This window comes from Micromonospora sp. NPDC049891 (assembly GCF_040660295.1).
In the GTDB taxonomy this organism is placed as follows: domain Bacteria; phylum Actinomycetota; class Actinomycetes; order Mycobacteriales; family Micromonosporaceae; genus Micromonospora.
Window position 1 is genome coordinate 93776 of sequence record NZ_JBFAML010000018.1, and the last position, 22678, is coordinate 116453.

Genomic DNA, 22678 nt, shown 5'->3' on the forward strand with positions numbered 1-22678 from the left:
CCGACTCAGCGCGTGAGCAGGCAGACGGGCATCGCCGTGCACAGCGGTCACACCCGGGCTTCGCTCAGCGCCACATCGTCGAGCAGGTCGGCTGCTGCCGGGTCGATGACGATCGCTACCTATTGATCCAACGCGTTGCCAACGGTGGCGATGAGGTGAAGAGTCTCGCGGAGTTGACCGACGACGAGCAGTCGGCGGCAATCCCGACGATCGCTGCGATGCTTCTCAACGACTGGAACACCGCCGACGCGGGACCGAACGGAGCCGGTGTACCGACAGCCGAAACCACGGTCGGTGGGTTCATTCGGCAGGAGGTGACCGCGCTCGCCACAGTGGAGTCGGTACTGGCGGCGGTCCGCGAACTCGGATTGTCGGCGACCACCGACGCGTGGCTCGACCACGGCGACGTACGTCGCCCGAACCCACTGCACCTGCTCACCTGCGCCGATTCGCCGCTGGGCGCACGGCCAATGGTCTACTTCGCCGGCCACACGCACGGGGACGCCCACGGCGGCAATGTGCTCGTGCCGCGCCAGGGCGGCACATTGCAGTACGAGCAGTTCCTTCTGGTCGACTGTGGCGGCTACCGGGACAACGGAGCGCTCACCCGGGACGTGTACTTCCTACTGCTGACCACCCTGCTCAGGACGATCGCACCGGGTACCGCCGATGGGGAAGCCGGCGACAGGATGCCCCGGAACCAGGCCGATGCCCTGCGCCGCTACCTCATCGAACCCGACGGCACGCCCGCGGGAGGTCTACTGCCAGGGCTAGCACAACTTATCGAGGGGGTGCACCAGGTCGGACTGGCCTATGCCTGGCAGGCGGACTGCGGACTGGAGTGGCGCCAGCAGCGGTCGCTGGCGTTGGTCGCCCATGCACTGGTCTGTCTCACCTTCACCAGCCTCGGTGAGCCGGGACGCCGGTGGTGCTGGGACCTGGCGGTGGAGGCACTGGAGGCGTATCAACAGACTCTGCCGGCGGAGGACGCGACGCTGATCCCACCGCCGGCCTCGGCACTACCGGTCTTCTTACCGCCCACCGCCCGGAGCGGCCCACACGGCAGCAGTACACCGGGGAGCGGGCTCGACCAGCAGTTGTTGACCATTGGTCCCCGACCACTCTGGATCCACGACCCCCGGCCGGAAGTTCCCCTCGCGTCGTCCGCAGGGCAGACGCCCGAACCGGCACCCCAGAGCCTCGGGATCCCTCATCCGGCCTTGGACGACGCTTCCGCTCGCTGGCCGGCGAATCCGGTGACCAGCCCCGTCGGTGCAGGTGCCGGCACTGCGACCCCGGTCGTCACCGGTCTCGCCGGACCGGAGTCGAGCGCTCTGCCCGGCCGTGCCGCGCCCCGAAGTCCCGCTCCGCAGCCTCGGCAACCACACCATGACCGCTCCGCAGGGCCCGTCCAGCCGCCGCGCCGCAAGCTACGCCTGCCCCACCTCCGCACCTTGGCGGTCCCGCTCGCCAGTCTGGTGGGCGTGGCCAGCGCCGTAGGGCTGATTCCGCTGATTGAACGGCGCAACGACAATGTCGATGCTCCCCATCAGACCATCTCCCCGTCGCGGGCGCCCTCGTCCGCCTCATCCCGGAACAGTGGCGCCCGTAGCGCTCCGCTGCCCGACACCCTTCAGAAGCTCGCCGACGACGTCGCCGCACTGCCGGAGGACTCGCCGCAGGGCAGGTACGCGTGCGCGCACTACGAGGTGAAGTCGTGGAACGGCAACCAGGAGAATCCCGAGCTGGTCAGCCACCACCGGTATGAGTTGTGGTTCACTCCCGAGCAGTCTGGCAAGCGGATCGAGACCGAGTTCAAGGAGGATGCGCCGGTCGGCACCATCACCTCCATCTTCTCCGAGAAGAGGATGACCGACGTCTTGCCGATGCCGGCGGACGGCCCGGACGCGCTACGCGACCAGCTACGGCGGGAGTTCCGCAAGCAACCACCTGAGTTACGCGACGCCGCCGGCATGATGCGGCTGGTCGTCCGGTTCTACCAGTTCCATCCGCTCGATCCGACGCAGCGGTCGGCACTCCTGCGAGAACTCGCCAGGACGCCGGGGATCGGCTTCGTCGGCAGGTACGTCGATGAGGCCGGGCAGCGTGGGGCCGCCTTTCGGGCCGAGGATCGAGAGGGCAGACAGGACACCCTGCTGTTCGACGCCACCGGCCGGCTGCTCAGCTACGAACTCAGCCGCGACGACGTACTCCTCAGCCAGCACCGGTATCTCGTCAACACGCGCACGAACACCATGGACGATCCCTGCGAGTAGGGGCCCGCCTACGAGCAATGCCGGTACACGTAGTTCGCCCAGTTCCGATGCGGTGCGGCGTCGCTGCGGACCCGGTTGCCCACGCCGACGCGAAAGAGCTCCTGGCTCTGGTGGTAGTAGAAGGCGACATAGCCGTTGCCGAGGTTGTAGTGCGCAGACTCCACCCGGAATTGCCAGTTCCAATTGGCGAGGTTCTGCCAGCCACAGGAGGAGAGCTTGCCGCGCGGATAGCCGTACTGCGGCCACTCGTAGAAGCAGAACCAACCTGAGGGGCAGTCGGCCACTCCATGGACGCCCACCGGGGGATCGAGGGTGACGATCAGTTCGCCGTCCTGGTAGCTGATCTCATTGTCGTTGAGCACGGTCCCGCCCGGATGGACGGCGAGGTACCGCGTCAACTCCGCACCTACGGCGTTTCGCTCCGTTGGCCGGGCCAGAGCCGGCGCGGGCACGGTCACCCCCAGAACCAGCACGGCGACAATCGCTATGAATAGCGCACGAGAACGAGAAAGATTATTGATCGACATCTGAGACCCCCGCAGCGCGGCATTCGATGCCGGACAACAGTCCGGACGAACGAACCCACCCTCCTCCTCGAGGGTGCCGGCACCCGATCCCAGACTAGGAAAGACCCAGCTCAGATCACCAGAACCCGCCCCAAGACAGCTCCTCACCATTCTCGAATTGCCTCAATTACATCCGGCAAGGCAATTGCTCGATGCAAATTCGCATCCAAAACCGTCAAAAGATGGGGAGTCGGAGCCGAACGGCGGGTATCCCGGCGGCGGGAAGTCCCGCCTCCGCAAGGACCGATTGTCGGTGGACCTTGCGATGCGGCAGGCGCACCAGAATCCCTAGTGATTGATAAGTGTGGATTTTGTCCTCTAGCATGCGCACTATGCGTGCTCGTCGGGTCACCCTGGTCGCAGTCCTCGGCATCATGCTCGGGCTATCCGGGACCGCCGTCGCCCATGCGGCCGACGATCCGGTCCTGACCACTCCCGGCGCACCGGTGGTGGTGGCGAACGAGCCGCACCTGCTCACCCTGACCTGGTCGCCTTCGACCTGGACCGGCGAGCCGGGCGCGACGCCCGTCCGGCACGAGGTGCGGGCCTGGCTCGGCCCCAACACCTACCGCAGCCTCGGCACCACCACCGGAACCGAGCTCACGCTCACCGACCTCGCCCCAGGCACCGAATACCGGCTCACCGTCTGGGCGTACACCGACGCCGGGTACTCCCTCGACTCACCGGTGACCCCGGTCAGGACCGCGTACGGAAAGGCACGGGTCAGCTACCGGAACCTGAGCTGGTCGCCGACGGACAACCAGATCCAGCACGTCCTCCAGGTCATCAACACGGGCGCCGCCCCGCTGAACCTGGCGGACGTGCGGGTCCGTTACCACCTGACGTTCGAGGGCGGGAACACCTCGCTGACCACCAACTGCGACTGGGCGGCGATCGGCTGCGCCAACGTGCAACGCCACATCCAGTTCTTCCCACCACCCCTGCCGCCGGGCCCGCCGGGCACACTGGTCTCGCCACCGCCGGCTGCGCCATCGCCGCCCGCCTCGGGATCGTCGATGTTCCCCGCGACGACTACGTCGCCGCTGCCGCGGACTCCGACGCCCACCCCGACGGTCTTCCCGCCGCCCGGCACCCCGATCCCCGGCTGGATCGAGCTGACCTTCACCGGCGGGGAGCTGAACCCCGGCGAGTCGACCGGACCCATCTACCTCCGTCACCACCGTCCGAACTGGTCGGCGATCGACGAGCGCGACGACCGCAGCTGGCAGCAGGCCACCGGCGAATGGGCCGACAACAGCCGGATCACCCTCGACGTCAACGACATCCGCGAGTACGGCGACACCTACGCGTGAGCTGTCGCCAGCCTCGGCGCGGCCAGCACATCGCGTAGAACGGTCAGGCGAGCCGGAACAGCTCTTCGACCGGTCCCCAATCCAGCCCGCCACCAGGAGCGAGAGCGGCTTCACCCCAGGAGACACCGAGCAGCCCCTCGTCCGAGTTGCAGGCGAAGCCGACGAGCAGCGTCCTGGGCTGCGGGGTGAGTTCCTCGATGGCCTCGCGCAGCAGCGTCCGGTCACGGGCCTCGTCCGGCGTCGCGGGCATGCCCGGCAGGGTCGGCTCGTCGTAGCCAGGCTCCGGCCCGAAGAGGATCAGCAGGTCACGGACAAGCTGGTTCTTGAGCCGCCCCCGGACGCGCCGCATGTCGAGACCGCGGCGCTTGGCGTACATCCAGGGCAACAGCAGGTGGTTACGGCAGATGGTGACGCGCACCTGTGCGCCGGGCGGATGCACGTCCTGCACGTCCGGCAGGTCCCGCAGGTGGTCGTGCAGCGACTCGTACTGCTGCTTCCAGCGGGTCGGGCCGAAGGCATGATCCGTGTCCAGCGCCGACGCCTCCCGTGCGCTCTGGGCCAGCTCGACGGCCCGCTGGAGGGCCTTCGGTATCCGCGCCCGCAGGTCACGGACCAGGTCAGGGCCGAACTTCTCGACTGACCATCCCGACGGCTCGTCATCAACCCCCACGCCAATCACCCCTTGTATCGAGGCGGTCACTGACCGATACAAGGTCTCACATCTGTCGATGTGAGTAACAGCCCCGGGGACGCGCGGTCGTCAATGAATCGTGGGCAGGTGAATCCGGTCGGCGGGTATCCCGGTGGCGGGAAGTAGTTGCCGGGCGAGGTCGAGCATCGCGGGCGGGCCGCAGACGTAGAGGTGCTGGCCGCAGCGGTGGTGGTAGAGCCCCAGGCTCAGCGCGTCGCCCTGTTCGGCGGGGGTGACGAACGGATCGTGGGAGAAGGCTGGGACGACTGTCAGCCAGGAGTGGGCCTGGTCCAGCTTGTCCAGGGTGATGGCGTCGTAGAGGTCGGCGATGGTGCGTACGCCGACGACGAGGGTGACTCGCCGACCGGCCGGCGCGGCGGCTACCTGCTCGACCAGGGCACGCAGCGGGGCCAGCCCGGTGCCACCCGCCACCAGCAACAGATCCCGGGGCTGGTCCGGGACAGTGGGCAGGCTCAGGCCGATGTCGACGGGTGGGCCGAGGTGGAGCAGGTCGTCGGGGCGTACCTCATGGACGAGGGTGCGGGAGACGGTGCCGGCGGGGACCGCGCGGACGTGCAGCTCGACGGTGCCGTCGGGGCGCGGCGCGTTCGCCGGGCAGTACCAGCGCCACCGGCCGGGATGCTGCGGCAGGCTCACCGGCACCGCCTGGCCGGGTCGGAACGGTAGCCGCCGCGACGGGCGTACGGTCAGGATGACGATGCCCTGGGCGGCCAGGTCGCGGCCGACCACCTCGGCGGGCCAGAACGCCGGCCCGTCGCCCACCCGCCCGGCGGCGCGCTCGATCAGCGCCCAGGCCCGCCGCCACCGTCGCTCCCAGCCGACCTGTGGCGGGCAGAGTCGTGGTGCCACAGGTGCCAGCGCGGCACCGACAAGTGGGCCGTGCTCGGGGCGCAGCCGGTACCGGCGGTGGACCCGGCCGAGCACCGCCAGCAGCGCCAACCGCCCGGCCCGGTCGCCACCACCGCCGACCAGCCGGGCCAGCGCGGCAACGACGAGCGCCGTCGCCCGCTCCGGCAGCAGCCCTGGGCAGGACGCCTCCAGACCGGCCCGGAAGCTCGCGGCAACCTGGCTGATCACCGCCTGATCACCCGGGGTGAGGACCCCGGCCAGGTAGTCGGCGGCCCGCCGCCGCTGCGCCTCCGGCAACCCCGGCCAGCCGTCGAACGCCTGTCCGCCGGCCGCGAGCTGCCGAGCCAGGTGCGCGGCGAGCCGGTCCCGATCAACCCCGATGAGGTACGCCGACAGCTCCGCGTCCGCCTCGACCAGCCGCAGCCAACGGGCCACCGCCTCCCGGCTCACCGCCGCTCCCCCGTCGGGTGGCCGTGGGTTGCCGGCCGGCAGTCGGTGTGCCGGGACTGCCACTGCCGCAACGCCTGCCGGATCCGCTCCGACTCGGTGTTCGCGGTGGTCAACTCTCGGTGCAGCCGGGTGAGTTCGTCGGCGACCCGGTCGAGATAGTCGTACACCTGGGCGGGGTCCAGGCCCCGCCAGCGCCTGTCGAACTCGGCGGCGCGTACGTGATGCGATTGCAGACGTTCCCCGGACAGGTAGATCATCGCCGCGGTGCCTCCTGCTCGGCGATGAGCGCCTGCACCTGCCGGTCGCTGAGGCCGCGCCGGTCCAGCACCCGCCGCCCCCACCGATGCAGCCGGCACGGATGTGGCGCGCGGTCGTTCCGGCAGCGCGGCCCCTCGGGCCACTGCTCCGCAGCGTGTACGGTCACCGCCCGCACGGCGAAACCGACATCCTCTGCTGTCACGTACGGCGGCATCGGCAACTCGCCGAGCACCTCGTCAATCGAATCCATGTCCCTCCCCTGCTGTGGTTGCGGCACCGGGGCGGGCGGGGACGGCGGACCGTCGGGGGTCGGCACCGCCAGGAGCCCAGCACCCGCCCCGGGCCATGTCTGGCAGAGTTGTGGATCAGCAGGGCAAGCCGTATGACGTGGGCGAAGTAGCCGACATGCACACTTCGCATCTGGTTGCCAGACCGAGCAGTGACGTCTCACTGATGGCCATCTCGCTGACGGACGCGGCTGCGGCACTCCGGCGACCCTCGGCCTTCAGATGATCGATATACGTAGCGCGCATATCGCAGTCCGTCCTGACGGGTTGAATAGATAGGCTCAACTGAGCGCAATCGACACAGCCGACCGCGAACAGCGAGGTCGCCGGTGAGACATGCGAAATGCCCTCGATGTGGCAGCCGCCTGGCGCGGGACAACGACAGTGGACGCTGCGCACCCTGCCACGCGGCCGAACGCGACAGGCTGAGCGTGCCGCCGCCGGTACCGTCGTCATTCTGGGAGCACGAGCCGGTACGTGACGCGCTGGCGCAACGACATCTCGGGCGGGTGATCCGGGCGTACCGGCATCACCCGTACCACGGTCGGAACCCACTGCCGCAGGTCGCCGTAGCGGATTGGTTGGGCATCACCCAGGCGCAGCTCAGCCGGATCGAGAACGGCCCGCCCGTGGTGCACCTTGATCGTCTGACACATTGGGCACAGCTGCTACGCCTACCGGCGAAACTTTTATGGTTCGCTCTACCCACGACGCCGCAGACCGGGGTCGCCGCAGAGCCTTCATCGATCACGGCGGGGCAGCCGCTTGCCGGACCGGTGGTCGGGTCTTGGCCGAACGAGCTAAACCATCTCGTCAATGCAGCACCGACTGAGGAGGTGGTCACCACGGACCGCCGACAGTTCAGCACGCTTGCCGCTCTGGCCGGTGTGGCATCTGCGGCACACCTGGAGTTGTTGGCGGAGTTCGTCGACCCGCCTTCCACGATCGGTATGGAACAGGTTCGCGTTGCCTGTGCCCTCGTCAACGAACTTCGCCAGGCCGACGCCGCCGTAGGCGCCAACGAGCTCTGCGACGTCGCCGTCCAGGTGCACTCCCGCCTGTTGAACTGGGCCGCCAAGGCCCGGTACAGCCGTGAGGTGGGAGATGCGTTGCAAAGCGCGCTCGCCGATCTCGCGGTCGAGGCCGCTTGGTTGGCGATCGACTCGGAGCGACGAGCCACCGCCCGCCCATATCTCAACGAGGCGATCACCCGAGCACGGATTGCCGACGACCCGCAGGTCGAGGTTCGCGCGCTGACCCACCTCGCGTTGCTCATGCGCGAAGCACAACCGATCGAGTCCCTGCACTGCGCCGAGGCGGCGCTACGGGCGTCCGCCGGCTGGGCCACCCCTCGTCTGCGGTGCCTCCTGCATCTCCGGCGGGCGCACACGTTCGCTGTGCTCAATGATGCGAGTGGCTACGAGCGGGCCATGGCCAAGGCCCGGCACGAGTTGGACCGCGGCCCGCACGAAGACGACCAGAGTTTCGTGCACTTCGTCAACAACCAGGAGGTCCAGGGCATTCGTGGGCTCTCCTACCTGTGCCTCGGCCAGCCAGGTCGCGCAGCGGACGCCTTTCGAGCGGTCACCACGAATCCATCCCCGGCACACCGGCGCAACCAGATCCTCTACTCCGTCCACCTGATCGATGCGACCCGGCAACAGGGCGACGTCAACCAGGCGGCCCGGATGGCGCTGGACGCGTTGCCCGCCGTGAGCAAGCTGCGTTCCCAGCGGGTGGCGAGACACCTGGCCGGAGTCAGGGCGAACCTCGGCCGGCTGGAGCGTCCGACCGCCGCCGTCCGACAGTTCACACGCGCATACGACCAGCAGGTGACACGATGATCGCCAACCTCGTACTACAGACCTACGCCGCCGATGAGGCCGAGAAGCTCGTCGACGAACTCGTGGGGCTCTACCTTGAGGTGCACGCCGACGAGGGTGAGTTCTACAGCGAGGACCGCTACCGTCGCCAGCTCGGCGCACACCGGGAACGCATCGGGTGGCAGCTCGTCACCGCCGTTGTCGACGGGGAGATGGTCGGCTACGTCTACGGCTTCCCGCTTCCGCCGCAGACCCGCTGGTGGGAGGGCCTCACGGGGGATGTACCCGCTGGGTTCACCGACGAGGACGGCCGGCGGACCTTCGCGATCAGCGAACTGCTGGTACGGGCCGACTGGCGGCGCCGAGGCGTGGCGCGAGCACTGCATGACCAGCTACTGAGTGGTCGTACCGAGCAGCGCGCCACCCTGCTCGTCCGTCCCGACAACGCGATCGCCCGACGTGCGTACGGCTCGTGGGGCTGGACGCAGCAGGCCCGGTTGCGGCCAAGCTGGGAGAATGCGCCGGATTTCCTGGTCCTGACCAGGAACTTGACCATCGCATTGCCTTCCAATGGACAGGAATCGCCGGAGGGCTTACCGCGGTGACCCGCCGTTCGCGGTCTCGGCCACGCGGCGGGCGACAGGAGAGGTGCGGCAATAATCACCCGAAGTGCTCGTCACCAAGGCGGACCGGGATGTCGTCTCCGAGCGGAGCTTGCATCGAAAGGGACCTATTCAGCGCCGCCGACCGATATCTGGCTGCATGTTAGCGAGGTAAACCGCCTGATATGAGCAGCCGACGGATCCTTGCCCTGGTCGTTTGTGCAGCTCCTCCGGTGCTACGGATCGGCGAATTGATCGACTTGCTACAGGAAGACGGCTGGACGGTCTGCCTTACCGCAACCCCGACCGCCGCCACCTGGATCGACCGGGAGACGTTGGCCGAGCAGACCGGGTACCCGGTGCGGGCGGAATGGCGGAAGCCTGGTGAGCCCGAGCCGCATCCCCCGGCAACAGCCGTCGCCGTCGTGCCCGCCACCTTCAACGTCATCAACAAGTGGGCACAGGGCATCAACGACACCCTCGCACTCGGCATCCTCAATGAGGCGCTAGGTGCGGGAATCCCGGTACACGCGCTTCCGAACGTCAAGCCGGCGTTGGCCAGGCATCCAAGCTACGACAGACACCTGCGGGTACAACGGGATGCAGGCGTCGCCGTGGAACCACTTGAGGCCGAGCTGAACTGGCGAGTGGTTGCTGACCAGTTCAATGTCCCGAGATAGGCGACCAACGACTACCAACGGTCCGCCTGATGCCGATGGTTCAGCCAGCTCTGTGCCGCAGTAAGCAACGGACCGCGATGAGAAGCAGGATCGGAGCGCTGCCGCCGCTCCCACATATGCACCAACCCGTGTGCGAAGCCGGTGACAGCGCTGTCGGATGCGTGTGCCCACGCCGGGACTTGCCGAGCCCATGCCTCGGCTTCAGCCGGGGTGTGCCCGGCATGGATAAGACGCACCAGCACGAAGGCCGTGTCGATCCACGCCGCACCCAAAGCCGGGCTGGACCAGTCGACAAGCCGCAGACGGTCGAAGAGCAGGAAGTTTCGCGGCGTCAGATCGGTGTGCAGCAGCGTCTGACTGTCGACCAGTTCGGGTGCAACGAGGTCCTTCCACCGGTCGGCGAACCGCTGAACCGGTATCAGCGGAGAGGGCGTCAGTTGCTGGCTCAGCGCGGTCAGCAACTCCGCCACCACACGTAGGTCAGGCGATCCGGGCACGAGATCCGGGTGTCGCCCGGCCGCGTAGTCGAAGCCGAGAAGCAGCCAACCATCCTGGTTGATCGTCCAGCGGAGGCGCGGCACCACGTCCGGCAGGTAGGGATTGACCCGGGCTTCGTTGCGGTAGAGCCAGGCGGTAGGGCTGTCACTCGTTCCGCCCTTGCAAAAGATCCGTCCGGTGTCCGTGTCGAGGACGGCGGACAACTGGCAGGAGGCTCCAGTCGGGATTGAGTACGCAGCGTGGACTGCGCCGACGTGCTGTTCGACCTGGCGACGGATCTTGTCGGGCACGTCATGCCAGTGGTGGCGGGGCGGCATGCGGTGGCCTCCCGACGGCGAGCGGTCGCGGCACACTACCCCCGGAGCCATGGTCAGCTTTCGTTGATGCTCCCGCGTGTCGTGACTGATCGGGGACAGCGCAAACCGATGCAGCTGATTAGCCTCCCACCGTGGCTGATCATGCTCCCGGCATTTACGAGCACATACTGACTAAGGGCATGGTCGGGCGGCTCCAGCAAGTGGATGCGAGCCTGGCTCAGCATGCCAAACTCGACTCCGCCGACGCGCACGACCTGCTCTCCATGCACGTTGCCGCTTTGGCCCGTCGAGCGCTGCTGGCGGTCGGTGGTGGTGATGACAAACTCGTCCGACAGGTCGACTTCGTCAACCGCATTGCGGAGTACATCGCTTCGCTGGAGCCACGTGCAGTCGGAGCCGATGACCAGGTCGCCGATGCTCAGCGCCTGCTACACGCCATCGCCGCCACGCCCATCCCACCGGCCGCGCCTGTCTTTCCGCCGCGCCCCACCACCCCGCTTTCGACCGGCGCGCTGCTGGTCAACGGCCGTCACCAACCCCGGATCGGCCACGAGGTCACGCACGAGATGGCGTCCGCAGACCAGGTCGACCTGCTCTGCGCGTTCATCAAGTGGCACGGCCTGCGCATCATCGAGCCGGCCATCCGCGACCTGATCGAGCGCGGCGGCCGCCTCCGGGTCATCACCACGACCTACCTCGGCGCGACCGACCAGCGCGCCCTCGACCGCCTCGCCGAACTCGGCGCTGACATCAAGATCTCCTACGAGACCCGGACCACCCGGCTGCACGCCAAAGCCTGGCTGTTCCGCCGCAACAACGGCATGACCACCGCTTACGTCGGCTCGTCGAACCTGTCGAAGGCGGCGCTTGTCGACGGGTTGGAGTGGAACGTCAGGATCTCCAACGTCGAACAGCCGTACGTCATCGACACGTTCACCGCCACGTTCGAGGACTACTGGCACGACCCGGCGTTCGAGGATTACCAACCGGGCAGGGACGCCGAGCGGCTGCGCACCGCGCTGCGCTGGGAACGGCGCGACGAAGCGTCGACCGAGATCGCCAACCTGGACGTACGGCCGTACCCGTACCAGGCGGAGGTGCTTGCCGACCTGGACGCCGAGCGGAAGGTCCACGGCCGGTGGCGGAACCTGGTGGTGATGGCCACCGGTACCGGCAAGACGGTGGTGGCGGCGCTCGACTACCGCCGGCTGCACCGGGAGAAGGCCGTCGACTCGTTGCTGTTCGTGGCGCATCAGGAGCAGATCCTGCGGCAGAGCCTGGCGACATTCCGGCAGGTCATGGGGGACGGTAGCTTCGGCGAGACGCTCGTCGGGGGCCGGGAGCCGCAGCACTGGCGGCACGTCTTTGCCTCCATCCAGTCGCTGCACCGGCGGGAGATCGACCCTGAGGCGTACGACATGGTGATTGTCGACGAGTTCCATCACGCGGAAGCGCCGACGTACGCCCGGCTGCTGGAGCGGCTGACGCCGCGCGTACTGCTGGGATTGACGGCGACGCCCGACCGCAGTGACGGCGGCGACGTGCGGCGGTGGTTCGAGGGTCGCGCCGCAGTTGAGCTGCATCTGTGGGAGGCGTTGGAGCGGCAACTGCTCGCGCCGTTCCAGTATTTCGGGCTGCACGACGACGTCGATCTGTCGCAGCTGCGGTGGAAGCGCGGGCAGGGGTACGACCCGACGGAGCTGGACGGCGTCTACACCGGCAACGATGCGCGGGCGCGGATGGTGCTGCGGGCGGTACGGGACAGCGTCGACGTGGACCGGATGCGGGCGCTCGGGTTCTGCGTGAGCATCGGGCACGCCGAGTTCATGGCGGACTGGTTCAGCAGGCACGGTGTGCCGTCGGCGGCGATCACGTCCCGCGTCGACGCCGCCGGTCGGCAGGCCCTACTCAAGGAGTTCAGGGACGGCACGGTCCAGGTGCTGTTCACCGTCGACCTGTTCAACGAGGGTGTCGACCTGCCGATGGTCGACACGATCCTGATGCTGCGGCCGACCGAGAGTGCCACGATCTTCCTTCAGCAGCTCGGCCGTGGGCTGCGCCTGGACGACGACAAACCGTGCCTGACCGTGCTCGACTTCATCGGCGGGCAGCACGCCAACTTCCGCTTCGACCTACGCTGGCGCGCTCTGACCGGGGTCAGCCGCCGCGCGATAACCGAGGCGGTACGCGACGACTTCCCGTCCCTGCCGAGCGGCTGCCACATCCAGCTCGACCGGGTGGCCAAGGACATTGTGCTGGCCAACCTGCGCTCGGCGATGCCGACCTCGAAGACCGGGCTGGCGAAGGAGCTACGGCTGCTCGGCGACGTCGGCCTGGATGTGTTTCTGCACGAGGCCGGCGTGGAGATCGAGGACGTCTACCGGTCGGCGAGCGTCGGCGGGTGGACCGGACTGCGACGGCTCGCCGGGCTGGAGGCCTCGCCGGGCGGCCGGGACGACCGCGAGTTGGGTCGGGCCATTGGGCGGATGCTGCACCTGGACGACCCGGACCGGCTGGACCTGTTGGTCCGGGTGGCGGCCGGCGAGCGGCCGGAGGTCGGGCGGCTGTGGGACATGCTGCACTTCGACCTGTGGGGGCCGAACGCACCGCTCACCGAACGGGAGGAGCGGCTGACCCGGCTGTGGGCCGAGCCGGCGCGCTGCGCGGAGCTGCGGCAAGTGGCCGAGGTGCTCCGGGACCGCATCCACCGGGTCACGGTGCCGGTCGAAGGGCTACCGCTGAACGTGCACGCCCGGTACAGCCGCAACGAGGCGTGCGCCGGCTTCGGCATGCCGAAGCCGGGGTCGCTGCGGGAAGGGGTGAAGTGGTTGCCGGACGCCTACGCTGACATCTTCTTCGTCACCCTGGTGAAGTCCGAGCAGCACTACTCCCCCACCACGATGTACGCCGACCGGGCCATCACCGACACCCTGTTCCAGTGGGAGTCCCAGAGCACCACGTCGTCGGCGTCGGCGACCGGCCAGCGCTACATCCACCACGCCGCGCGCGGCTCCACCGTGCACCTCTTCGTGCGGGAGACGAGGATTCCGGAGCGTGACCTGGGCGCGCCGGCCTACCTGTACGCCGGGCCGATGAGGTACCAGGAGCACACCGGCGACCGTCCGATGCGGATCATCTGGGAGCTGCGGCACCCGCTGCCCGCCGACATGTACGCCGCTGCCCGCGCCATCGCCGCCTGACGTTGGCGATGAGGTGAGTTGCTTGTCCGGCGGAGCGCGCTGAGAGGCTCCGCATAGGAACACGCGGCTGCCCCGAGTCTGATATCAACGGCTGAGGTCAGGCTCTTGCTCCGGCTCTGCCTACTCATCTTGCCCAGCCATGTCTCGTGGACATTCAGTCTTCGACGGTTCCGCGCGACAAGGCAGCGATTCCCGAGACGATCAAGACGATTGAAAGGCCGATCCAGACTGTCCTGACCACCACATCACCGAGTGACTGAAGCGCAACCGCCATACAAACCCAAGCCAGCAGCAACGCGATGCCACACCCCAGACGAACCCGCCCCTGAGGGGTGGCCTTTCTCGTACTCACGCCTGCTCTCGTACTTACGCCTGCGGAGACTCGTTTCGCCTCCAGGGCTCTCAGCCCGGTGGCAAACTGCGCCAGCATTCGCGCTTGCGCCGCAGTCTCATGCTCGGCATCAGCCCGCACGGCCAAGCGCTGCTGCTCGACCGCAACTCGCTGAGCCTCGAACCGCTGCAGAAAAGCCCGAGCAGCGCGGTTCTCGGCATTCATCGAGCCCGTAAGCGTGTACTTGAACAAGCAGATGTCCACATCATTGGCGTACTTGACAGCGTGCGAGGAAAATCCAGCGCCAGAGAAGACAAACAAGGCCTTCTCGGCACTACGCCCCCAAGCGCCGAACAAGCGCTGCACCACCGGCCGCCCAACCTGGACTGCCTCGTATTTCACTTGGGCTAGAGCTCCGTGTGAACGGACGTCTACGCCTGAATCGGCACCACCGTTAGTAACGCGTGCGTCGCTAAAGCCCCAGTGCCGCATCCACGCGGCAGCGTTCAGCTCAGCTCTCTCCCAGCTGTCAATCGCCTGCGGGGATGGTTCCGTCATGGGTTACTCCTCGGGTGGACCACTGGCCATCGCGGGTGGCCGGTGGTCTCGGGCGGGGCTCGACCGCCCCGGGCAAGAACGGCCCCGGAGTGCGTCTCCGCAGCTCACGGGACCGTTCACCGCTGCCGGGTAGCAGCCTCGGAGTTGGTCAGCGGGTGCCGACGGCGAGCTGCGTGTTGACCTGACGCACCTGGCTCGGCAGCGTGAACAGGTCGATCAGAACGCCCACGCCGAAGATGCCGAGGGTGAACAGGTAGAGCAGACCCCGTCCGACCTTGCCGAGGTAGAACTGGTGGCCGCCGAAGACGCCGAGCAGGAACCAGAGCAGGTAGGCGATGCCGGTTTCCTTCTGGCGAACTTGCACGAGCACCGGCTGCTGCGGGGAGACTGCGGGCTGCGACATACTTGCTCCTGATCTAAGGGTACGGGTGCGGGTGGTTCGCCACACCGATGAAGGTGTCTGCGTACCGACCCGGGTTACGGGCTTCGAGGAAGCTGCTCTGCTTGCCAGCTAGCAGGCAGTGCGGCAGAGGTTAACTGGAAAGATCAACACCGAGGCATCGGCCGTAGGTGCCACGGGATCTTGCAGAACGGCAGGTCAGGCTCAGCCGACCGGCGAAGATCTGCAAGGCGACATCTTCGTCCGGCCGGACGGGGACGGCTTCGCAGTGGAGGGGATCATCGACGGCGAGCGGGCCTTCTACGGTGACCCTATCGCCGAGCTGGTGTCGCTCGCGGTGTTCGCCGAACCGGCTGGGGTGCCCGGTCCGCTCCCCGGCTACCTGGGCCGGGACCACCTGACCGACGCGGAACGCGACCGTCTGCGGCTGTACCAGATGTACCTCGAACAGCTGGCCTCGATCTTCGCATTATGTTCGTCGATCATCCCGTTCCGGCTGATCGATGGCGGTGAAGGGTTGCCTGATCGGTGACGACGTGCACAGGATACGGAGACGCTCGATCAGCGTGCGTAGATCCACCGGTGCCTGGGCCACCCCGGGGCGGGTGGTCTTCCACCTATGAGGAGGTTTCGTGGCACGACGCCGCTTCGCGGGGATAGCAGCCAGCGCCATCGTCCTACCGTTTTTCGTCATTGCTCAGCCGGCTCCGGCCTCGGCCACCCCGGAGGCCGCGACCGTGAAGCCGGTGCCGGCGCCGGCCACCGGGCTCGCCAGCGATGTCCGTGAGCTGACCCGCAAGGACTTCACCTTCAACGGGCAGCGTCTGGAGGCCCCGACCCAGTATCAGCCGCGTACCCAGGCCCGATCGAAGGCCGCAGCGGCCGACACGCCGCCGGTCGGCACGGTCCGGCAGTGGCTCGCCCTGGACGACTACCAGGGCGTCATCTACCTGAAGGACTACACGCTGCGCGGCGTGGGCGACAACATCGAGGTGTGGGTCGCCAACGACACGGAGTTCCCGGAGGGTGACTGCCGCCGGCAGGTTCCGAACTCGACGGTGGTCACCGACGAGCAGGTCGCGAGCCTGGTCAACGAGTTCGACACGAACATGTACCCGAAGTCGACCGCAGCGTTCAGCACCCCGCCGGAGCGGGACGGCAGCAACGCGCAGATCGACGGGGACTACACGGGTGCCGGCAACCGGACCGTCACGCTCGTCGACAACGTCCGCGACGACAACTTCTACGACTTCCCGGCCGCCCCGAGCTACATTGCCGGGTTCCACTTCTCGCTCTTCAACGAGCTGCTCGACCGCAACATCATGACTGTCGACGCGTTCGACTGGGCGCACCGCACCGGCGCGAACCCGCCGAACGAGCCGACCGACGACCTGTGCACCAGCCGCCCGGCCCGCCCGCAGCTGTACGAGGGCACGTTCATCCACGAGTGGCAGCACCTGGCGCACTACTACACCGACCCGTTCGAGACGACCTGGCTGAACGAGGGTCTCTCCGACTTCGTGCAGACGCTCGCCGGGTATGTCGACGCCACGGCCCGGGTCGACGAGCCGGGCACGGACAGCCACATCCACTGTTTCCAGGGCTTCGGCATCGTCCAGACGGACTACAACACGAATCCACGGGACTGCGGCGGCCCGGAGAACTCGATAAACCTGTGGAACGAGGGCAGTACCTCAAGTGGGGTGCTCGCCGACTACGGCAACGTCTACTCGTTCGTCCTGTTCCTGTACGACCGCTACGGCCTGGACTTCATCTCGCGGCTGCACCGCGACGGTGAGCTTCAGGGCTTCGCCAGCCTTGAGGCGGCGTTGAAGGCCGAGGGCGTCAAGGACATGTACAAGGTGATCCACGACTACCAGACGATGAACCTGGTGGACCGGATCGTCGGGAACTCCAAGCTGGGCGTCATGCTCGGGGTGGACAAGCGCCGGGTCACCACGGCCAGCCTCGACGCCACGGTGAACCTGGCCAACCCGGCCTCGTACGCGGCCGGCGGCGCGGCACCGAACGGCGCCGACTACGTCACCTTGCAGAAGGCCAACGGCAAGCCGCTGAGCCGGGGTGACCTGCGGTCGATCAAGTTCCAGGGCGCGAAGACGCTACCGGCGGTCCCGCTGGCCTGGCAGATCGTCAGCAACGACCCGGACCGCAGCGGCAACCCGGTGCTCTGGTCCGGCAACGGCAACAGCCTGGACGTCGCCGCGGTCACCGAGGTGAGCGTGCCGGCCGCCGACCCGACGCTCACCTTCCTGGCGAAGTACGGTGCCGAGGCCGGCTACGACTACGGCTACGTCAGCGTCTCCACCGACGGCGGCGAGACCTACACCGTCATCCCCGGTGAGGAGACCGTCGCCGGTCCGCTCGGCCCGGCGCTGAACGGCACCACCGACGGCTTCCAGCCGCACTCGTTCGACCTGTCCGCGTACGCGGGTCAGGACGTGCTGGTCAGCTTCCGGTACGTAAGCGACGGCGGTGTCAACGAGGGCGGTCTGCTGATCGACGACATCTCGGTCGGCGGCACGCTTGTCAGCGACGGTTCGAGCCTTGAGCCGTTCGACTCGCCGTCGGAGATCAACCCGACCCCGGTGGCGAACTGGAACGTCAGGTTCGTCGGCATCGACGAGAAGCTCAAGCTGGCCTACCAGGTCGAGGTCGACGGCAAGTCCGGCTTCACCCTCGGTCTGATCCAGACGGCGCTGCTGACCGCCTTCCCGAAGGTGGTCGCCATCGTCGCCTACGACGAGCCGACCGAGCAGGTCACCCAGTACGCGCCGTACACCCTGACGGTGAACAACGTGGTCCAGCCCGGCGGCGCACCGCTGAGCTGACCTGAGCAGGAACTCCCGGTGTCGTGCGACGCGGCACCGGGAGTTCTCTGTTTCGCCCGGCGAAGCTGCCGGATCCGGCGACGCGGAGCGACGCCGGTCCCTAGCCTGACGAGCAGAGGCATCGTCGGGGGCGAGCAGCGGGGGAAACCATGACCAACGCGATAGGTGACGCACTTGATGGCGTACGCGAAGTCGAGCTGACCGTGACCGGCCGCAGGTCCGGGCGGCAGATCACCCATCCGGTGTGGTTCGTGCAGGAGGACGACAACGTGTTCCTGGTGCCGGTGACCGGCTCGGACAGTCAGTGGTACAAGAACGTCCGGCAGACCCCGATGGTCCAGTTGGCGGTCAACGGCACCGCGTTGAGTTCGAGCGCCACCCCGATCACCGAAGCCGACCGGGTCGACCACGTCGTGGCGATGTTCCGCGACAAGTACGGCGCCGACCAGTTCGCCTCGCTCTACCCGAAACACGACGTCGCCGTCCAGGTCCCCCTCGGGTAGCCGTCGCAGATCCGGGTTACCTTGCTGCGATGGAACAGCGACTCAGTCTGATCACGCTCGGCGTCGCCGACCTGGCCGCGTCCCGCGACTTCTACCGGCAGCTCGGCTGGCAGGGCCAGGAGGTCGAACAGACCGTGTTCTTCCAGGCCGGCGGGCTCGCCGTGGTGCTGTGGTCGCGCCAGTCGCTGGCCGAGGACGCCGGTGTCGAGGACCGGGGCGCGGGCGGGTTCGCCGGGGTCGCGCTGGCCCACAACGTACGCGAGCGCGCCGAGGTGGATCAGCTGATGGCCGCCGCCGCCCAGGCCGGTGCCGTGGTCACCCAACCGGCTCGCGACACCTCCTACGGCGGGTACGCCGGTTACTTCACCGACCCGGACGGTCACCTCTGGGAGATCGCCTGGAATCCGGGCTTCCCGATCGCCGCGGACGGCACCATCACCATCCCCGACTTCGGCGCGGCCTGACCCGCCTCCGCTGCGGGCGCCCCGGACGGCCTCGGGACGGCCCCGCCGGGACCGGCCGCCGGGCCCGCCGGGCATCACAGTCGCCGGGAGGACACTCCGACCGGTCGGCCCGTGCGATGCTCTCCGCAACGCCTCATTGATTCGAGGGGGTCGATGTGGAGTTGCGGAGAAGCCGTGGCCCGCTGGTGCTCGGCCTGTTCTTCTTCGTGACCGGCGTATTCCTGCTGGGCTGCTTCGAGCTCACCGTACTTGGCTGGATCATCGGCCTTCTCGCCCTGCTGATCGGCGGCGGGATCGTCCTCGCCGAACGCCGGCCGTTCAAATTCGACATCGGGCCGAACGGGCTGGCCGTCCGGGTTGCCGGGCTCAACCGGGCGGTGCCGTGGGCCGAGATCGACGCGATCATCCTCGACCAGGACGTGCCGACGATCGACGTGAAGAAGCCCCCCTACTCCGGTCTGCTGCTGGTGCCGGCGGCGGATTCGACGATCGACGGCCCGTTCGACGGGCAGAGCCCGATCGACGGGCGGCCGGCGCTGGTCCTGCTCGATCTCGCCGACATCAAGCAGTCGTTGGACGAGGTGGCGGGGGCTCTTGCCCGCTTCGCCGGGAGCCGCTTCATCGACGTCCGCCACCACCGTCACGCACGCTTCGAGGCGCTGGACTTCGCAGTCGGGCCGGGAGGTTACGACCCGGCCCAGGTGGACGGGTTGATCCGACAGGGGCGGGACGGGCTGCTCATCGACGAGTGGCTGCCGCGCTGGGGGGCCAGGGCGCGCTTCGAGGAGGCCCGGGCGGAGTTGACCACAGGTGAGCTGGGCTACGACCGCACCGCTGTGGACGCGGTACTCGACGAGCTCGCGGCCCTGATCGCCCGCTGGCCGGAGCTGGACAACCGACGCCACCAAGACAACCCACCCGACCAGCGCCGCCAGGGCGCCCCGTCCGACTGAGCGTCAGCGATCGACGGTGGGCTGGTGCGGGCGGGGTCAGCGGCGGTTGCGTGGGCGTGCCATGCTCTGCACGGCCGCTCAGATGATCGAGGTGTCGCTGTGGAGCTGCGCAGGAATCGGCGTTCGCTGGCCCTCGGGGTGCTGCTGCTCGCGTTCGGGGTGTCGCTGCTGCTGGGCAAGGAATCACCCGGGACCGGTGTCTGGATCTTCGCCGGAGCCGCACTGCTGATGGGTGGTTGGACCACCGCCCGGTCGCTGCGGCCGTTCCGGTTCCGGATCGGCGCCGACGGGCTGGACCTGCGGGTCGCCGGGCTCAACCGGCTGGTCCCGTGGGCCGAGATCGCTGCGATAGTGCTGGACCAGCCAGCACGGGCAGCGGGCGCGACACCGCCCACCCCGTCGTTGCTGCTGGTCCCGGGCGTCGGGTCGACAATCGACAGGCCACTCACCGCCCGCAGCCCGGTCGACGGCCGGCCTGCTCTGGTCCTGCTCGACCTCGCCGACGTGCGGGAGTCGGCCGACGAGGTGGCCGCCGAGTTGAACCGGGTCAGCGGTGGTCGCTTCACCGATGCCCGGCAAGGTCGAGTCGACGCCCGGCAGGGCCAATCGGGGGTCGTTTCCGAGCCGGTCTTCGAGACGGCGCTGCGCGGGTACCTCAAGAACGAGGTGGACGACCTGGTCCGGCGGGGCCTGGACGTGCTCGCCTCGGGGACGGCGGCGCAGCGTCAGGCGGTCAGAGCGGAGTTGGATCCCACCACGCTCACCGTCGCGCTGCGCGGCTACGACATGGGGCAGGTCGACGCCTTCCTGGAGCGGCTCGCCGCCGCGCTCGCCAACGACCCGGAACAGCCCGAACAGCCGCAGCCGCAGTCGCAGCAACCGCAGCCCGAGTAGGCGGCCGCAGCCCGAGTAGCCGGCGCAGCCGCAGCTATCGGGCGCGGGCCGGGCGGGCGAGGGTCAGCAGCATCAGCAGGGAGGCGGCGGCTGCGGCGCTGAGTACCACGGCCATCGGGAGCGCGCTGCCCTCGCCACCCAGCCCGACAAGTGGTGCGGCGCTGGCGGCGATGACGGCCTGGATGCCGCCGAGCAGCGCCGCTGCGGTGCCGGCGCGGGAGGCGTGCCGGTCCAGGGCGAGGGCGGTGCCGTTGGGCATCACCAGGCCGAGCGAGCCGAGGAAGACGAAGAGCGCGGCGATGACCACTGGCAGGTTGTTCAGCAGTGCCCCGGCGAGCACGCCGAGGGCGGCGAGCAGACCGAGACCGAGGCCGATGACCAGCAGTGGCCGCGGATCGTAGCGGTCGAGCAGGCGGGCGTTGAGCTGGCCGACGGCGACGAAGGAGAGCGCGTTGAGGCCGAAGAGGATGCTGAACGTGCCGGCGGAGAGGCCGAAGACGTCCTGGAGGACGAACGAGGAACCGGAGAGGTAGGCGAAGAGGCCGGCGAAGGCGAGGCCCTGGGTCAGCGCGTACCCGAGATAGACGCGGTCGGCGAGCAGCGCGCGGCCGGCGGCGGCGGTCGCGGCCAGGCCACCGGTGCTGCGCCGCGCGGCGGGCAGGGTCTCCGGCAGCCGCAGCGCGACGGCGGTGGCGAGCAGGGCACCGACCAGGGCGAGCGCGACGAAGATGGTGCGCCAGTCGCCGACGTTGAGCACCAGGCTGCCGAGGGCGGGGGCGACCATCGGCGCGATGCCGAAGATGAGGACGAGTCGGGAGAAGTACTTCGCAGCGGCCCGGCCGGAGTACAGGTCACGCACGACAGCGCGGGCGACGACGGTGCCCATGCCACCGGCGAAACCCTGCGCGAAGCGGGCCACCGCGAGCGTCTCCGCCGACGGCGCGAGGGCGCAGACCAGCGACAACAGGGTGTACGCGGCGACGCCGACGAGCACCGGGAGACGCCGCCCCCAGCGGTCACTGAGCGGGCCGGTGATGAGTTGGCCCAGGGCCATGCCGATCAGGCAGGTGGTCAGGGAGAGCTGGATCTGCGCCTGGCTGGCGGCCAGATCGCGGGTCATCCCGGGAAACGCCGGCAGGTAGGTGTCAAGCGACAGCGGACCGATCGCGGTGAGCGAGCCGAGCAGCACCAGCAGCGCGAGGGCGGCGCGGCCGGTGGGTGGGGTGATGCGCTCCGGCGGGCGTACGGGCACGTCGGTCTGCGGCATCGGTGTCCCCTCGGCGGTCGGCGCCACCACGGCGTGGCCGGCTGCCGGGGGCGTCCGGCTACGATAGCTCTGCCTACAGAGGTGTTGCAGCGTGGAAGGGCGGCACTGTGACCGACGAGACGCTCGACCAGCTCGGTGCCGCCCTCAGTGACCTGCATCGGGTGCTCCGCCGGCGGGCCATCCAGCGGACCGGGCGGGCCGCCCTGCCGGACGCGCAGGTCGAGGTGCTGCGGCTGGTGCAGCGTCAGCCCGGGATCAGCGTCCGGGAGGCCGCCGAGCGACTGGGCACCGCCGCGAACACGGTGAGCACCCTGGTCGGCGAGCTGACCACCGCCGGCCTGCTGCGCCGGGAGCGGGACCCCGCCGATCGGCGTACCGTCCGGTTGGAGTTGACCGACGTGGCGTGCGAGCGCATCGCGGCCTACGGACAGCACCGCCGCGAGCTGCTCGCCGCCGCCCTGGCCAGCCTCGACGCGACCGACCGGGAGCGGCTGCGCGTCGCCGCGCCCGCCCTGGCCCGCCTGGCCGACCACGCTGCGGAGCTGCCCTGACCGCCGTCCCCCGGGCGGCCCGGGACGGGTGCGGCCGCAACCCCGGGTCAGCCCCTCGCCCTGACCGCCGTACCCGG

23 protein-coding genes are annotated in these 22678 nt (G+C 68.7%); 13 read left to right on the plus strand and 10 right to left on the minus strand.

Annotated features, from left to right (window positions below; translation table 11 throughout):
• Positions 1-155: 155 nt before the first annotated feature.
• Positions 156-2276 (plus strand): hypothetical protein, encoded by a 2121-nt coding sequence (locus AB0I71_RS22040; RefSeq protein ID WP_357587429.1) that lies wholly within the window; start codon positions 156-158, stop codon positions 2274-2276.
• A gap of 8 nt (positions 2277-2284) precedes the next feature.
• Here the strand turns inward: AB0I71_RS22040 and AB0I71_RS22045 are convergent, their stop codons facing one another.
• The gene (locus tag AB0I71_RS22045; RefSeq protein WP_357587431.1) at positions 2285-2803 is read right to left on the minus strand and encodes a peptidase inhibitor family I36 protein; all 519 of its coding nucleotides are present in this window, start codon (positions 2801-2803) and stop codon (positions 2285-2287) included.
• A gap of 371 nt (positions 2804-3174) precedes the next feature.
• Here AB0I71_RS22045 and AB0I71_RS22050 point away from each other — a divergent pair, with 371 nt between their 5' ends.
• On the plus strand, positions 3175-4155 hold the full coding sequence (locus AB0I71_RS22050; protein WP_357587432.1) for a cellulose binding domain-containing protein: 981 nt from the start codon (positions 3175-3177) through the stop codon (positions 4153-4155).
• 43 nt (positions 4156-4198) lie between these two features.
• On the opposite strand, the gene AB0I71_RS22055 is transcribed toward AB0I71_RS22050, so the two are convergent.
• From AB0I71_RS22055 to AB0I71_RS22075, 5 genes are all read right to left on the minus strand, one after another.
• Positions 4199-4825 (minus strand): hypothetical protein, encoded by a 627-nt coding sequence (locus AB0I71_RS22055; protein WP_357587434.1) that lies wholly within the window; start codon positions 4823-4825, stop codon positions 4199-4201.
• A 90-nt stretch (positions 4826-4915) separates the two neighbouring features.
• Positions 4916-6166, minus strand: coding sequence for an FAD-binding oxidoreductase (locus AB0I71_RS22060; protein ID WP_357587436.1), 1251 nt, complete (start codon positions 6164-6166; stop codon positions 4916-4918).
• Entirely contained in the window at positions 6163-6423 is a 261-nt protein-coding gene (locus AB0I71_RS22065; protein ID WP_357587438.1) for a DivIVA domain-containing protein, read from the minus strand. Before AB0I71_RS22065 ends, AB0I71_RS22060 begins: the two co-directional genes overlap by 4 nt.
• Positions 6420-6674 carry a hypothetical protein gene (locus AB0I71_RS22070; RefSeq protein WP_164449974.1) on the minus strand — a complete coding sequence of 85 codons (255 nt, stop codon included), beginning with the start codon at positions 6672-6674 and terminating at the stop codon, positions 6420-6422. Before AB0I71_RS22070 ends, AB0I71_RS22065 begins: the two co-directional genes overlap by 4 nt.
• Before the next feature lie 489 nt (positions 6675-7163).
• Positions 7164-7367, minus strand: a complete 204-nt coding sequence (locus AB0I71_RS22075) for a hypothetical protein (protein WP_357587441.1) — start codon at positions 7365-7367, stop codon at positions 7164-7166.
• A 180-nt stretch (positions 7368-7547) separates the two neighbouring features.
• Between AB0I71_RS22075 and AB0I71_RS22080 the strand changes: the two genes are divergently transcribed.
• From AB0I71_RS22080 to AB0I71_RS22090, 3 genes are all read left to right on the plus strand, one after another.
• Positions 7548-8555 (plus strand): hypothetical protein, encoded by a 1008-nt coding sequence (locus AB0I71_RS22080; RefSeq protein ID WP_357587443.1) that lies wholly within the window; start codon positions 7548-7550, stop codon positions 8553-8555.
• Positions 8552-9139, plus strand: a complete 588-nt coding sequence (locus tag AB0I71_RS22085; protein WP_357587445.1) for a GNAT family N-acetyltransferase — start codon at positions 8552-8554, stop codon at positions 9137-9139. Before AB0I71_RS22080 ends, AB0I71_RS22085 begins: the two co-directional genes overlap by 4 nt.
• Positions 9140-9321: 182 nt before the next feature.
• Positions 9322-9816 (plus strand): flavoprotein, encoded by a 495-nt coding sequence (locus tag AB0I71_RS22090; protein WP_357587447.1) that lies wholly within the window; start codon positions 9322-9324, stop codon positions 9814-9816.
• An 11-nt stretch (positions 9817-9827) separates the two neighbouring features.
• On the opposite strand, the gene AB0I71_RS22095 is transcribed toward AB0I71_RS22090, so the two are convergent.
• Positions 9828-10604, minus strand: coding sequence for a hypothetical protein (locus AB0I71_RS22095; RefSeq protein WP_357587449.1), 777 nt, complete (start codon positions 10602-10604; stop codon positions 9828-9830).
• 158 nt (positions 10605-10762) lie between these two features.
• On the opposite strand from AB0I71_RS22095, the gene AB0I71_RS22100 reads away from it, so the two are divergent.
• On the plus strand, positions 10763-13831 hold the full coding sequence (locus AB0I71_RS22100; protein WP_357587451.1) for a DUF3427 domain-containing protein: 3069 nt from the start codon (positions 10763-10765) through the stop codon (positions 13829-13831).
• Positions 13832-13985: 154 nt separating this feature from the next.
• On the opposite strand, the gene AB0I71_RS22105 is transcribed toward AB0I71_RS22100, so the two are convergent.
• Together AB0I71_RS22105 and AB0I71_RS22110 are read right to left on the minus strand one after the other, a co-directional pair.
• Positions 13986-14720, minus strand: a complete 735-nt coding sequence (locus tag AB0I71_RS22105; RefSeq protein WP_357587453.1) for a restriction endonuclease — start codon at positions 14718-14720, stop codon at positions 13986-13988.
• 148 nt (positions 14721-14868) lie between these two features.
• Positions 14869-15123, minus strand: a complete 255-nt coding sequence (locus tag AB0I71_RS22110) for a TM2 domain-containing protein (RefSeq protein ID WP_357587455.1) — start codon at positions 15121-15123, stop codon at positions 14869-14871.
• Between the two features lie 265 nt (positions 15124-15388).
• On the opposite strand from AB0I71_RS22110, the gene AB0I71_RS22115 reads away from it, so the two are divergent.
• The 6 genes from AB0I71_RS22115 (at position 15389) to AB0I71_RS22140 (ending at position 20783) form a co-directional block, all read left to right on the plus strand.
• On the plus strand, positions 15389-15652 hold the full coding sequence (locus AB0I71_RS22115; RefSeq protein WP_357587457.1) for a hypothetical protein: 264 nt from the start codon (positions 15389-15391) through the stop codon (positions 15650-15652).
• 100 nt (positions 15653-15752) lie between these two features.
• Positions 15753-17969 carry a choice-of-anchor J domain-containing protein gene (locus tag AB0I71_RS22120; protein WP_357587459.1) on the plus strand — a complete coding sequence of 739 codons (2217 nt, stop codon included), beginning with the start codon at positions 15753-15755 and terminating at the stop codon, positions 17967-17969.
• Positions 17970-18118: 149 nt separating this feature from the next.
• Entirely contained in the window at positions 18119-18472 is a 354-nt protein-coding gene (locus AB0I71_RS22125) for a nitroreductase/quinone reductase family protein (protein ID WP_357587461.1), read from the plus strand.
• Between the two features lie 29 nt (positions 18473-18501).
• Positions 18502-18936: a VOC family protein gene (locus tag AB0I71_RS22130; RefSeq protein ID WP_357587464.1), complete on the plus strand. Its 435-nt coding sequence runs from the start codon at positions 18502-18504 to the stop codon at positions 18934-18936.
• 155 nt (positions 18937-19091) lie between these two features.
• The gene (locus AB0I71_RS22135) at positions 19092-19889 is read left to right on the plus strand and encodes a hypothetical protein (RefSeq protein WP_357587466.1); all 798 of its coding nucleotides are present in this window, start codon (positions 19092-19094) and stop codon (positions 19887-19889) included.
• Positions 19890-19988: 99 nt separating this feature from the next.
• Entirely contained in the window at positions 19989-20783 is a 795-nt protein-coding gene (locus AB0I71_RS22140) for a DivIVA domain-containing protein (RefSeq protein WP_357587468.1), read from the plus strand.
• 34 nt (positions 20784-20817) lie between these two features.
• Here the strand turns inward: AB0I71_RS22140 and AB0I71_RS22145 are convergent, their stop codons facing one another.
• Positions 20818-22050, minus strand: a complete 1233-nt coding sequence (locus tag AB0I71_RS22145) for a multidrug effflux MFS transporter (protein ID WP_357587470.1) — start codon at positions 22048-22050, stop codon at positions 20818-20820.
• A 107-nt stretch (positions 22051-22157) separates the two neighbouring features.
• On the opposite strand from AB0I71_RS22145, the gene AB0I71_RS22150 reads away from it, so the two are divergent.
• Entirely contained in the window at positions 22158-22601 is a 444-nt protein-coding gene (locus AB0I71_RS22150; RefSeq protein ID WP_357587472.1) for a MarR family transcriptional regulator, read from the plus strand.
• Positions 22602-22678: the final 77 nt, after the last annotated feature.